Origin of the sequence: Pararcticibacter amylolyticus (assembly GCF_003130405.1) — a bacterium.
Taxonomy (GTDB): domain Bacteria; phylum Bacteroidota; class Bacteroidia; order Sphingobacteriales; family Sphingobacteriaceae; genus Arcticibacter; species Arcticibacter amylolyticus.
This window is the reverse complement of sequence record NZ_QEAS01000008.1, coordinates 1-14,108: the sequence shown is the minus strand read 5'-3', so window position 1 is coordinate 14,108 and position 14,108 is coordinate 1. Positions and strand designations below refer to the sequence as shown.

Genomic DNA, 14,108 nt, shown 5'->3' with positions numbered 1-14,108 from the left:
TAACGAGATGAAAACAACAATTATATTATCTGCAATCATACTCTTCCTTTGTGCCATTACAGCTTGTGAAGACAAGGACTATCCTGCGGGACTTCAAGAGTACGACAACCACTATTATATTGCGTATGTTCCCTATAACAATTCAAAGGTCACAGTAAACAGGAACCAGACCGGCTTAGTTAAGTTTCCTGTTCAGTTTCATTCCGCTTTTGTCAGGAATTATGACGCGGTGGGCATGTATACTTTGAATACTACCGGAATCGCTAGCCCGGCGTTACCCGGGCAGGACTTTAATATTGTAGACAAAAATGGCAATATTATTCAGCCGGTTGATGGAAAATATTCTATGACATTTCCGCAGGCTAAGAAAGTGAGAGATACGATTTATGTTAAATTATTAAATAACACACTGCCCGGAACACGGACAATTGAAATCAATTTAATAGAAAATGTAACATCGGAATACTCGGTAGACACGATGTCTACTGCTTTTAAACGACCATTGGAGATCCGTTAAAACCATACAAATTCATGTGTTCGCAGGCTCTAATACCCGGAAATGAAAAGCCTGCGAACCTTTTGGAAGATAGTGATCATTATTTTAACCAATTAAATTCTATGAAAATGATTCAAAAACTAACAGGAGCGCTCATAGTATTGCTTGCTATCACAGGCGCATGCAAGAAAACTGCTGAACCCCAAACAGAAGCAGACGGCGGGGGCAATAAGCCTAAGTCTGTCGCTACAACAAGCGCCATTAAGAGCTCTTTTTCTCTTAACTGGGACAGCAACACCAACGGCACTTATACTTCGTCTCAGGCAGGAACAGACTTCGGCAATGTCAGCGGATGGAACCAGTCAAGGGCTAACATCACCGGAGGGCAAAGTGGAAAAGGTGTTCAGGTGGTCCTGCTGCCAAATGCATTATCAGGCAACGGAGGGCTTATAGCAAACGTAGACATATCTGACGGATCGGCTTACGAAATGGACTATGATATCAAGTTCCATAGCCAATTTAACTGGAGCAGAGGCGGGAAAGTGGGATTTGGATTTCTGGTAGGTGACGGAAATACAGGAGGCGATCCGGGCTGGGATGGCAATGGAGGAAGTCTGAGAATTATGTGGTATTCTCCGGATTCAAATCCGAACAGAGTTTTCTTTCAACCTTATGTTTATTATAAAGACCAGCCCGGAGAATATGGAGATTCGTTTACCCAGAGATACCCATCATCAGGAGCACTTCAAAAAGGTGTATGGTATCATGTCCACATGTATATCAAGAGTAACACAGGCAGTAATAATGATGGCCGTGCACAAATTCTGATCAATGGCAGCCCTATCCTTGATACAAATATACGATGGACCACCAACGACAGTAAACGACTTATAAAGAACCTGAGTTTTCATACATTCAGGGGAGGCAGCCAGTCTTACTGGCAGGCTTCGACTCAGGACTATATCTACTATGATAATCTGACTGTACATAAAATCCAGTAACAGCGAAGGACTTATTTCCGGGCGGGGCTATTGTCTTCAATAGCCCCGGTAAATCCTTCAGAACTGACGACAATTAAAAATATATGCAAAGAACAACAACTCTCTTCATAACCATCTTACTTTTATTATGGAATGCCGCTTCCGGTTCAGACATACCCGCTGAAGTTGCAGCAACACTCCGGAAAGATATACTTAAAGAAGCATCGTGGGCTATGCAGCAGCAGCCGGTAACAGTCACTGCTCAGACTTCAGAAAGAAGCGCCGGGGGGAAACATGACTTCTACTCGGAAGGGGATTACTGGTGGCCGGATCCACAAAACCCTTCCGTACCCTATATACAGAGAGATGGCATGACGAACCCGGAAAATTTTACAGCTCACCGTCAGGCCATGATCCGCTTCAGCCGGATTATAGGAGCTCTTGCCTCTGCCTATAAAATCACAAAAGACGAGAAGTATGTAAAACATGCTCTGATCCATCTTCGTGCTTGGTTCCTCGATCCTGAAACACTCATGAATCCGAACCTCCAGTTCGCACAGGCAATTAAAGGCCGGTTTACAGGAAGAGGTATCGGGATTATAGACACGATTCAGTTAATGGAAGTTGCACAGGGCGTTTTGGTAATGGAGAGATCTCCTGCATTTGACAAGAAACTTCTGAAGGGCGTCAGACAGTGGTTTTCCAGCTATTTGAGCTGGCTTACTACCCATCCATACGGCAAAGATGAGATGAATGCCAAAAACAATCACGGAACGTGCTGGGTGATGCAGGTGGCGTCGTTTGCTAAGCTTGCAGGCAATCATGACTTATTGAGTTTCTGTTCCGAACGCTACAAAACAGTCCTTCTCCCCAACCAGATGGCTTCGGATGGCAGTTTTCCGCTGGAGCTTGCAAGGACGAAACCCTACGGTTATTCGTTATTTAACCTGGATGCGATGGCCACAATATGCCAGATCCTTTCGGATAAAAAAGATAATCTTTGGAGTTTCACTCTCCCTGACGACCGCTCGATTGAAAAAGGGATAAAATTCCTTTATCCATTTATCGCGGACAAAAGCCTCTGGCCGTACAAAGCGGATTTAATGTACTGGAATGACTGGCCCGTGGCGCAACCGGCGCTGATCTTTGGAGCGAATGCCTGTAAGTCCGAAGCCTGGTTCAACACATGGAAAAAGCTCGATCATTCTCCTGATACCGAAGAAGTAATACGCAATCTTCCTGTCAGGCACCCAATCATCTGGCTGTAGGCTCCCGGCTTACAGCCATCCCTCCCTCTTACTACTTATAACTTATAACTTACTACTTCAACTCCTTGTTAATCTCGTCGACCAGATATTCTTTAGGATCGGAACTGTACTCCCAGAACATCACTCCCCCCATCCCTGACTTATTTACATACCGGCATTTGTTCTTAACAGACCATTCGTCGTCGTAGGTTATAAACTTTTTAGCAGAAGCGCTATAGAGATAAGGAGCTTTTGCCTTTTTGTCTTTATACATTCTAAACGCTTTATTAGTCATCAGACTATCTTTAATGAAACTGTAGCCCGACCCGTAAGCCTGAGAAGCATATTTAGCCCCTAATATTCTGGTGGAATCTACCAGAACAAAGGTCCTGCCATAAAAAGCAATTCCCATTACCAGTTTAGCTGCAGGCACACCGGCAGCAATGTAAGCTTTCACCGCCTTATCTGCATTATTGCCGGCAGGATAAGCTTTGGATGCGTAAAGATTGGTATGATGCCCTACCGTACTTCCTGAGTAGAAGTCATACGTCATCAGGTTTATATAATCAAGATATTGCTGTGCTTTGCCCATCTCGGTATGCTCAAGAAAAGAAGTAAAACCGCCTGTCGCTGTTGTCAGCAGTTTCTTCTTCCCTGTTTCTTTTTCCAGCAGATCAAGTTCAGAGCGCAGAGAGCGGAACATTAGGGTATAGTTTTGTTTATCTTCGGGACGATAAATATTCCCCTCTTCCCCACTCATACCCGGATATTCCCAGTCTATATCGACTCCATCCAAAGCGTATTTCCTGATAATATCTACCGCACTCTTTGCAAATATCACTCTCGAACTATCGGTCAGCACGGCATCCGAAAAGTTCTCACTCCACGACCAGCCTCCGATAGAAATCAGTATCTTCAGTTCCCTGTTCTTCTCTTTCAATCTGTTGAGCGACCTGAAATTAGATGTATCAGTTACTTCATTGTCAAGAAAAGCCCTTCCGTTCTTTATATTAACAAATGCATAATTGATATGGGTAAGCTTTCCGGCAGAAATCCCCGCAATATCGATTCTCCCCTTGTATCCTCCTACGTATCCAATAATCACTTTTTTGCGTTTATCATTATTCCCTGCCTCCGGTTTGTCGCTCCTCATTGATGCAGTCAGAATAAAGAGTACTGCCACCATTAATACTAGATTTTTCAGTTTCATTTTGAATATCAATTATTTACTTAGTCAAACTATTGCTACACCATCAACTTACTCCACCCCTCAGCCCCGGCATTACGTAAATCCCTTTTTCTTTCTTCCAGTACCTTTTTAATTTTCGTACAATAAGACCAGCACGTACTCTGCCTGATTCCCGTAATTTCCGAAAGCTTATGGGAAGATATCTTTCCCTTACTGGTATAAATCAAATAAACCATGTAAAGAGCCTTATTTGCGGGAATACGGGTATTCTGAAGGATCGTATTGGCAATCACGGATTCTTCATATCTGCACTTTGAGCATCGCCGGCTGAAAGGAAGATGCCCGTTACAGTAGTTAGTATTTCCGCACCTTCTGCAAACATATCCACCCTTCCACTTGATATCAGCCAGCAGGCTATAGCAGGTTTCCCTGTCCGGATAGGTCTTGCTGAACTCCTCAAAGTCAACTTCAGCCGACATGATCCTGTCATGTGTCACTTTTTGTATGCTCGTCTGCAGTTCCTGGTTATCTTTCCGCAACAAGGCATTCATCCGGGCGATCTCTTCTGCCTGAGCCTTCAGCAAACTATTAGCAGTTATAAGCTTCTCATTCTGTACTTCAATAAGCTGAGATTGTTCCCTGATTTCATGGGTTTGTTTTATGATTTCCTGGGTTCTTTCCTCCACTTTTATCTCGAGGTCGCGTGTCATTGAATCTTTCAAACGGGCATTTTCCTCCATCTGCCGGATCACCCTTTGCTGTACTTTTTCCTTCTTCTTCTTAAGTAAACGCACCTTATCTCCAATGGCAAATGAGAGGAACAACATTTCAAGGATAAAGCCTAAACTCATGCTGTAATGAGGCACCGGCCCTGGTATAAACCTCGCATACTCAAAGCTTACAAGCAGCTTACCAATAAAACCTATAAAAAGAAACGCATAAGCAAGCACAAAAAAGCGCGCAGCATGATATCCTTTCCTCCATAAATACACTCCCGTAAAAAACGCAATAGAAAGAGGAATGAATTCAATCGCTCTGTAGTTGAACCACTCCTGCCGGTAGAACAGACATAACAGAAAAAATACAAGGCGGACACATAAAACGATCCTGACTAAAGAATACACCTTAGGTGCATGTGTTTTTATGTTTAACAGATCAGCAGCAAACAGCAGGGAAAACACCGAAATAAAGAATAGGGGTACTCCGTAAGCATACTGACTCCATTCGGGCGACCCGGGCCACAGATACTGAAACGCGATACCGTCGGTACTCATTTCATAAAGCCCTACCGAAAGAAGATACAGGATATAATAGATATAATATCTTTTCCGTATCGCAATAAACATCAGCAGGTTATAAAAGCTGAAGATGAGGATCATACCATAGAACAGTCCAAAACAGATGTATTCGCTCAAGGCGTATTCAACAAAGCGCTGTAAGGAACGGTGCGCAACAATCACATTGGCAACAGGGGCCGATTTTAACCTGAAGTATATGATATAACTCCCCTTCAGTTCCGGAACAGGGAACTCAAAATTCTTATGGCGAAAGAACCGTTTCTTGAAATTATTTTTATCACCAGCTTTAAAAATCTGGTAATTCCCTTTACCATCCGGTATATACACTTCAAGATTATCGGTAGTATGATTATAAAACTCGAGGATATATCTTTTGCCGGACGTCCTTTGGTAACGCACATTCACCCTGAACCAGTACGCCGACGAAACAGAAGTATTCCGGGGATAATTTCTGTCTCCGCTGACAAATTTATCTTTATATTTTCCCCTTACGTCTGCAAACGTTAATTCACCGGACCTGTCTTCGATATAATCTATTTCAGAATAAGTAAATATATGCTCGTCAGTGTTCCCCCCTATACCGACCTCTCTGGCAGCCGATACTGTCACCGGCGCCGTCAATGTGCATAAAAATAAAAATAGTAACCTGCTGTAAAACTCTCTCCCCATAGCAAACAATACTAATCTTAATTAAAGCCTTATTCAAGTACAAGTTTACTCCAGCCCTGCTCGCCCGCTTTACGCAGCTCCTTTTTTCGTTCATTCATTACCTTCCTGATCTTACTGCTATACATCCAGCAGGTACTCTGCCTGATACCGGTAATCTCCGAGAGCTTGTGGGAGGAGATCCTGCCCCTGGTTGAGTAGATGAGGAATATCATATAAAAGGCTTTATTTACAGGGATACGGGTATTCTGAAGAATGGTGTTACTAATGACAGATTCATCATATCCGCATTTTGTACACCTCCTGCTGTAAGGTAAATGACCACTGCAATAGTTTGTGTTACCACATTTCCTGCATGCATACCCGTTTTTCCATTTCAGATTGGATAATAAACTGAAGCATGCGTCACGGTCGGGATAAGTCCTGCTAAATTCCTCGAAATCCACTTCAGCCGACATCATCCGGTCATGAGTAACTTTTCGGATATTCGTTTGCAACTCCTGGTTGTCCTTCTGAAGGAGCAGGTTCATACGTGCAATTTCTTCCGACTGCTGGTGCAGAAGCTGATTGGCAGAGAGCAACTCTTCATTTTGCTGTTCAATAATAAGTGACTTCTCCCTGACCTCGTTCGTCTTTTCGACGATTTCCTGCGTACGCTCGCGGACTTTTACCTCCAGCTTCTGGTTCATCGTATCCTTTAGCCTGGCGTTCTCTTCCATTTGTCTGATGATCTTCACCTGAGCCTTTTCTTTCTTCTTTTTCAGCAAACGAACTTTATCACCTATCGCAAAAGATAGAAGAAGCATTTCTGCAATAAAGCAGAAACTCATGCTGTAGTGTGCAATCCATCCGGGAATGAAACGACCATAGCCTAACACCACGAGGACCTTAAGGACAAAGCCCACGAATAAAAAAGTATAGGCAAGAACAAAAAAACGGGCGGGTTTATACCCCTTTCGCCAGATATAAAAGCCTGTATAAAAGGCTATAGCCAATGGAATAAATTCTACGACCCGGTAGTTAAACCAGCTCCTTTCATACAAGGCACATAACAGGAAAAAAGCGGATCTCAGGGCGAGGACTCCCAGCATCAGTTTATAGAGCCGCGGCGCCTTCACCTTTACATGCAACAGGTCGATCGTGAACAATAACGCAAACGTGCTTAAAAAGAATAGCGGAACCGAGTATGCATATTCGTTCCAGCGCGGAGAATCCGGCCACAGGTACTGAAAGGCTATTCCGTCGGCACTCATTTCGTATAATCCCACCGAAATGATGTAGAGTACGTAGTAAAGGTACTGCCTCAGCCGCATAACACTATACATGAGGAGATTATGGAAGCTAAAGATGATAATCATTCCATAAAACAGACCGAAACTAAAATATTCGGTCAGCGCGTAACCTACGAACCTCTGAACGGACCGGTGAACAATGATCACATTAACGGTCTGGGCCGATTTAATCCTGAAATAAAAGGTGTAAACTCCTTTCTGATTTGCAGGAACACTAAACTGGAAGTTTTTATGGCTGAACAGTCTTTTATCAAAACCGAACTTCGCTCCTGACTGCGCCGATGAATATTTTCCTTTGTTATCAGGCAACCATGCGGTTATGTCATCAATGGTCTGATCATAAAATTCAAGCAGATAACTGGAATGAGCTTCTTCTGCATACCTTACTTTTACACGGTACCAGTACGCAGAACTGACATGGTTGTTTTTCGGATATTTTTCTCCGCTTGAAACAAACTGTTTATCGAACTTTCCGCTTTTCACCTGCTCAAACGTGAGCTGGCCCGACCGATCTTCAAGGATCTGAACATCGCCAAAGGTGAAGATGTATTCAGGTGTACTGGCGAACAGCTCTACGGTCTTTTGAGCCAGGGCACGCCCGCCAAGTAAACAAACAAAACAAACTGCGATGCTTACAATCGATCCTTTCCTTATCATAATAATTGGCCGGTGCGTGCTTAATGCGCTATAAACCGGATATCTTTCAAATTCCACCCCCCTTTATCACTGTATATCCTGATTTTGTTCGTGCCTCTGATTAAGCGAATATTTTTAAGCTCCTGCGACCTCCAGAGATGAAAATCTCCTGTCGCCGCCAGTGGCATGGCGTTAACACTCTTTGTTCCGTTTATGAAAACAGATACGCTTCCCTTATCAGAAGGAGTGGCAACATTTAAAGCCAGCGAATATGTTCCTGCCTTCTTAACCGTTATGGTATATTGAAGCCACTCTCCATCTTCAATATCACTTATGTAATAGCTTTCATAACGGCTTGAGTCCTTCCGGATATCCACTCCGTCGTTCCGGTAAACACCACCCCGGTTCCCTCGTCCGTCCTGTCCCGACACCCTGTAATTAGCAGTATCTTTGTCAAAATAGGCGTATCCGTTTCTTCCAAGGTCGTAATTAACAGCGTGAATCACATTATCCTTATCAATCAAATGGAATTTGAAAGGCCTGGTTTCAGAAGAAAAGGGTTGCCTCATCATGGCGTCGATAACATCGTGATGTACTGCATTATTTGAGCTCTTTAACGCGGACGTTAGTTCCATTAAACCGCTGTATGCATCGCTTGCACCGGGCTTGTTACCTGCACCATTCCAATACCGGGCCACCTTGTCGTAATTGGGGTTAGATTTTATTTCAAGAGGATTATTAGATCCTAATTTTTTCAAAGGCCACCACGACCAGCCTATATTATTGGATTCAAGCAGACGAATTGCCTCCGTGAACCAAACATTGGAGTTTTCGCCTGTCTCTCCAAGCCAAACCGGAATATTGTATTTCTCCCGGCTCTCAAGGATCCCCTTTATTGAAGCAAGATCGTTAAAGTTCCAGTACTTATGATAACTCAATGCCATGTTGCTATCCCATGGAGGAAGAATTCCCCGGTAATTGTTTCCCCAGCCATTGCCCTCAATGATGATCAAATGATTTTTATCTACCTCCCGGATTGCACGGGTGATGTCAACCATCAGCTTTCTTAAAGGTGCATTCGACGGCTCTCCCGTACCGTTCTTATCGTTTTCCGGATTAGTAAATCCCCAGTTCGGTTCATTTATAATATCATACCCACCTATCCACTGCTCATTGGCATACCGCTCAGCAAGTTTTCTCCACAATGCTACCGTCTTCTGCTGGTTTGCTTCGCTGTCCCATAATGAGGGTTTGGAGGGGTCGCGGTCAGAGATGTTCAGATCATTCCCCTGGCCACCGGGTGCGGCATGAAGATCAAGAATGAGATACATACTGTTAGCTTTACACCACGACAATAAACTATCTGTTAATTGAAATCCCTTGTCGAGCCAGGTATTACTGCCTGCAACGGGTTCTTTTTCAACCGGCAGTGTATACAGGTTATAGTGCATCGGTAGCCGTATCGAGTTAAAGCCCCATTTCTTCATCGAATCCACATCTGACTTCCTCATGTGGTTAGCAAGCCATGCATCATAGAATTCCTTTGTTTGTTCAGGCCCTATCAATTCTTCAATACGTTGCCTGATCCTGTACTGCTGCCCCTCGCGGTTAATCTTCAACATATATCCTTCCTGGAGCATCCATCCTCCTAAACCGATTCCCCGTAACAATACATTTTTCCCCTCTCCGTCCACAATCTTCTTTCCTTCCGCCCGTAAAAAGCCCTGAGCTATCGACGCAATGGGCAAGCATAAAATCAGTAAGGGTAAGACAAGAAATACGAAAGATGTTGCGCGATTGTAATATCGGTTTTCAGAGCTAAGCATAGTATATTGAAAATTAATTTTATTTGGCTAATCAGTTTCTGACACCTATTGATGTGTTTAATGTATTTAGAAATAACAGGCTATAATCTGAAAGCAAATATAAAGTGGTTCCCCGGAAAAACAAAAGAAACAACCACATAATCAACTGAAAAATAACAATTTACAGCACATTTGATACGCTTCAAAAACAAAAAGGGAATTTTATTAACGCTTGATAATCAAACGCCGGCGTTATTTCACCTCCATTCAGAAAATAATTATGATACGCTTCAGGCGCACAAAGTTTTCCTGCCTGAGCATATATGGGGCTACATAGAAGCTGAAGCAACCATGACGATGGTCGCTCAGATCCGCAATATGAATAAGGCAGAAGTTTGCAGCTATAAAGCAATAGACTCTATAATTTCCTTCAGCTTGGCCGCTGAACTTTGCAGCATCTCCTTTTCAGAATCGCTTATATTCAGTTTAAGCACATCTCTTATTCCGTCACGATCCACAATACAAGGAACCCCTAGATATACTCCCGAAACGCCATGGTAGTCATCCAACAGAGTAGATACATTTAGTACCGCTGCTTCGTTGTGAAGAATTGCCGTACAAATCCGGTCAAGAGCTAAAGCAATGGCATAATATGTTGCTCCTTTTGCTTTTATAATCTGGTAAGCAGCATCCCTGGTGTTCGCAAAAATCCGGTCTTTTACCTCGCCGGAAATAGAAAGTTCCGTCCCTGCAATATTTGCGAGACTCCATAAAGGCAGTTCAGAATCGCCATGCTCTCCGATAATATGTGCATGAACGCTTCTCGAGTCGATCTTCAGTTCTTCCCCGATAAGGTAGCGGAACCTGGCACTGTCAAGCAGCGTCCCGGAGCCGATGATTCTTTTGGCAGGCCACCCCGATTTCTTCAAGGTAAAATAGCTCATGATATCGACAGGGTTTGAGGCGATCAGCAAAATGCCGTCGGTATTGTATTTCAGAACTTCAGAAGTAATACTCTCATAGATCGCAACATTCCGTTTCAGCAGATCAATCCGGGATTCGCCCGGACGCTGCGCCGCACCGGCTGTTATGATAATGATATCGGCACCTTTACAATCTTCATAGGTACCGGCCCAAACTTTAGACTGACCGAGAAAAGGAAGTCCGTGGTTCATATCCAAAGCATCGCCGACCGCTTTCTCCTGGTTGGCGTCAATCAATACGAGCTCATCCATCCGTTCTCTTAACAGAAGGGTATAAGCCGTAGTGGAACCTACAGCACCAACTCCAATTACTACTATCCTTGTCTTTTTCGTTGTTAATGGCATATCTGATCTGTGTTACTGTTATTTTATAAACAAAAAAAGGCTGTACAACTGTTTGCACAACCTTTATCTTTTCATTCTGTAAATTTTACCGTCAGGCTTTTTTAAAGAAGTCAATAATGAGACCCGCCAGCTCTACTCCAATTCTTTCCTGAGCTTCGTTTGTGGCAGCGCCGATATGCGGTGTCAGCGAAATCTTTGGATGCTTTAATAGCTCTTCAGCAGGAGTTGGCTCATTATCAAATACGTCGAGACCGGCGAAAGCAACTATTCCCGAATCAAGAGCTTCCACAAGTGCCTTCTCGTCTACCGTTCCCCCGCGGGAACAATTTACGATCCCGATACCAGGTTTCATCCGGCGGAATTCCTCTGCTCCTATTATAGGTTTATCCAGGAAAGGAATGTGAAGGCTTATAAAGTCAGCTTCAGTGATCAGTTCATTAAACTCAGCACTTCTTACCGGTACATTCACCTTAACACCTCCGGCAAGGCTTAGCTCCAGTTCGGAGGGCACTTCATACAGATCATAGGCCAGGACTTCCATGCCCAGACCAAGAGCAATCTTTGCCGTCTCCCGGCCGATTCTCCCGAAACCAATGATCCCGATCTTCTTACCCTTAAGCTCTATTCCTCCGGCGTAAGCTTTCTTAAGCTTATTAAACGCGGTATTACCTTCAACAGGCATTTTCCGGTTTGAATCGTGAAGAAAACGGATCCCGGTAAACAGATGTGCAAAAACCAGTTCCGCAACAGATGGAGATGATGCCGCAGGAGTATTCACCACTGTAATCCCCTTGTTCTTTGCATACACCACGTCTATATTGTCCATTCCAACACCGCCTCTTCCTATCAGTTTCAGATTCGGACAGGCGTCTATCAGATCTTTACGAACCTGCGTTGCGCTTCTTACCGTGATGGCATCATAGTTCTTCAGAGCTTCAGGAAGCTGATCCTGCGGGATATTGTTTGTATCGACAAAGAAGCCAGCCTGCTCCAAAAGCTGCTTCCCAACTGCGTCAATACCGTCGTTTGCCAGTATTCTAATCATTGCTTTTATTTTTCCGGAAAGCGGGAACTAAAGCTCCCGCCGCTGTAAACGTATTTTAAGAAATTGTCTTGATGCCTTCTCAGGCGTTCTTTTGGGCGAATTCCTGCATTACCTCCACCAGGCTATATACACTTGTGATAGGCAAAGCATTATATATAGAAGCCCTGAAACCACCTACGCTCCTGTGACCTTTAATACCGATCATTCCGCGTTCTTCCGCTAATTTAAGGAAGGGCTTTTCATGCTCCGGATTTTCGGTAACAAAGCACACATTCATCCGGGAACGGTCTTCCGGCTGACAGGTTCCCTTAAAAATAGGGTTTCTGTCAATTTCTTCATAAAGAGCAGCTGCCTTAGCCGTATTTTCCTTCTCCATTTGTCCCACACCACCTTTAGCCTTTAGCCATCTTAAATTCAGCATAGCTGTATAAATAGAAAATACAGGCGGCGTGTTGTAAAGGGATTTGTTATCTGCATGGATCTTATAATCAAGCATAGAAGGCAATTTCCTGCCCGACTTACCTAACAATTCATCTTTCACCAGTACCAGTACCACACCCGCAGGACCCAGATTCTTTTGAGCCCCTGCATAGATAAGACCGAAGTCCTCTACATTGATCTCCCTGCTGAAAATGTCAGAAGACATATCGCTTACCATCGGAACAGGGGTTTTCGGGAACGAAAACAGTTCCGTACCGAAAATAGTGTTATTAGAGGTGCAATGAAAATACGCTGCATCAGCAGGGATCTCATAATCCTTTGGAATGTAGGTGTAATTAGATTCCTTAGAAGAAGCAACCACTTGTACATTACCGAACAGCTTTGCTTCTTTCATTGCCTTACTTGCCCATGCACCGGTGTCAAGATATGCAGCAGTCTGACCTTCGGCCAATAGATTTGCCGGCACCATTGAAAACTGAAGACTCGCACCTCCCTGTAAAAACAATACAGAATAACCTGAAGGTACGTTTAGCAGTTCCTTTACTAAATGAACAGACTCATCCATTACAGCTTCAAATTCCGGCGCCCTGTGCGAAATCTCTAGAATAGACAAACCTGTACCATTAAAATTCAATACTGCTTCAGAGGCTTGTTTAAACACTTCCTGGGGTAAAATACACGGGCCTGCGCCGAAATTATACTTCATTGTTTAGTTTGTTTTGTTGAAGCGCCAAATTTAGGACTTTTATGAATTTTTTAGCTAATTTTTACAATATTTTAATCAGAAAAGTGCAATAAATAAGTTATAGGTAATAAGTTATAAGTGGTAGGAAGGATAACCCAGCTGAGAATGTTTTATATTTTTTTGCTGCGGAGTTGGGGTAAAATGGATTGAATTTTCCGCTCTTAAAGGAAGGAATTTTTACTTGAAAAAGTTTCAAACGAAGAATTTTTCTAAACGGCCGGTCATGAGAAAGCAGCAGCTGTTTTTAACTAAAACGTTTAACCAACCTTTTACATCCGACATAAAAAAGGAATTGGTGAGGACTGAGAGAATTATAGGATTCACGCATGTACCATACCTCTCTCCTGCTTATGGATAGGCCAATCGAAACCCATCACGTTGCCATGTTAACCATCCGTCAACTACCGCATTAAATTATGAGGTGTAACTGGCAATCCTTCACATTACCATCTTGCTTTTCCCATTTTGCCATACTTTCTTTCTGCAAAGACCCAGCCAGGATGTCTTACAGCTCATCCCTTCGACCCCCATTTAAGGCCGCCCCTATATTCCTTCCCTTAAAGAGAAACCCGTTTTAAAGAGAAAACCACCTTTAAAGAGAAAACCTCTTTCCCAATACAAAAGGCATCCCTTCATCACCATCAGTGCTCAATCTTTCCTTCGCGCTCAACACACCCTCCGAACTCCCCCCCCTCTCATTCTCCACAACACCCTCCGGCCCGTTTCTCCCCATGCCATCTCCCGCTATCCCATCCGCCCGAACCCTCCGGCCGCCCCTTTGCTCCCTCGCCTTCCGCTTCTGCGCCACCTCAGCCATCTTTTCCAGCAACTCATTCCCCGCATAACACAAGCCCGGGTGACGCCCCCCGGCCTCTTTCCTCACTTTCAGCGGCTCCTGCAACGAAAGAGGCTCCGTCGTCCTGAAAGCCGCCAGGATCGC

Annotated in this window: 11 protein-coding genes; 3 read left to right on the top strand and 8 right to left on the bottom strand. The window is 43.8% G+C overall.

The features are described from left to right. The first annotated feature begins 7 nt into the window (after positions 1-7). The 3 genes from DDR33_RS10715 to DDR33_RS10705 all read left to right on the top strand — a co-directional run bounded on the left by DDR33_RS10715 (position 8) and on the right by DDR33_RS10705 (position 2,744). On the top strand, positions 8-517 hold the full coding sequence (locus tag DDR33_RS10715) for a hypothetical protein (RefSeq protein ID WP_109415791.1): 510 nt from the start codon (positions 8-10) through the stop codon (positions 515-517). A gap of 107 nt (positions 518-624) precedes the next feature. Then, the gene (locus DDR33_RS10710) at positions 625-1,497 is read left to right on the top strand and encodes a polysaccharide lyase (RefSeq protein ID WP_146198748.1); all 873 of its coding nucleotides are present in this window, start codon (positions 625-627) and stop codon (positions 1,495-1,497) included. A gap of 83 nt (positions 1,498-1,580) precedes the next feature. Next, positions 1,581-2,744: an alginate lyase family protein gene (locus DDR33_RS10705; protein ID WP_109415789.1), complete on the top strand. Its 1,164-nt coding sequence runs from the start codon at positions 1,581-1,583 to the stop codon at positions 2,742-2,744. Between the two features lie 52 nt (positions 2,745-2,796). On the opposite strand, the gene DDR33_RS10700 is transcribed toward DDR33_RS10705, so the two are convergent. The 8 genes from DDR33_RS10700 to DDR33_RS25800 form a co-directional block, all read right to left on the bottom strand. Next, positions 2,797-3,933: a glycoside hydrolase family 18 protein gene (locus tag DDR33_RS10700; RefSeq protein WP_109415788.1), complete on the bottom strand. Its 1,137-nt coding sequence runs from the start codon at positions 3,931-3,933 to the stop codon at positions 2,797-2,799. Between the two features lie 35 nt (positions 3,934-3,968). After that, positions 3,969-5,879: a 7TM diverse intracellular signaling domain-containing protein gene (locus DDR33_RS10695; protein ID WP_109415787.1), complete on the bottom strand. Its 1,911-nt coding sequence runs from the start codon at positions 5,877-5,879 to the stop codon at positions 3,969-3,971. A 29-nt stretch (positions 5,880-5,908) separates the two neighbouring features. Beyond that, a complete protein-coding gene (locus DDR33_RS10690; RefSeq protein ID WP_109415786.1) occupies positions 5,909-7,825 on the bottom strand; it encodes a 7TM diverse intracellular signaling domain-containing protein in 1,917 nt (638 codons plus the stop codon). Positions 7,826-7,845: 20 nt separating this feature from the next. Next, entirely contained in the window at positions 7,846-9,630 is a 1,785-nt protein-coding gene (locus tag DDR33_RS10685; protein ID WP_109415785.1) for a cellulase family glycosylhydrolase, read from the bottom strand. Between the two features lie 380 nt (positions 9,631-10,010). Continuing rightward, positions 10,011-10,937, bottom strand: coding sequence for an L-lactate dehydrogenase (locus DDR33_RS10680; RefSeq protein WP_109415784.1), 927 nt, complete (start codon positions 10,935-10,937; stop codon positions 10,011-10,013). Positions 10,938-11,028: 91 nt separating this feature from the next. Then, on the bottom strand, positions 11,029-11,982 hold the full coding sequence (locus tag DDR33_RS10675) for a D-2-hydroxyacid dehydrogenase (RefSeq protein ID WP_202913714.1): 954 nt from the start codon (positions 11,980-11,982) through the stop codon (positions 11,029-11,031). 79 nt (positions 11,983-12,061) lie between these two features. After that, complete coding sequence (serC, locus tag DDR33_RS10670) at positions 12,062-13,129, bottom strand: 3-phosphoserine/phosphohydroxythreonine transaminase (protein WP_109415783.1); 1,068 nt, start codon at positions 13,127-13,129, stop codon at positions 12,062-12,064. A gap of 631 nt (positions 13,130-13,760) precedes the next feature. Beyond that, positions 13,761-14,108 (bottom strand): hypothetical protein (locus DDR33_RS25800; RefSeq protein WP_158280705.1); only part of this gene is annotated, 348 nt, incomplete at its 5' end.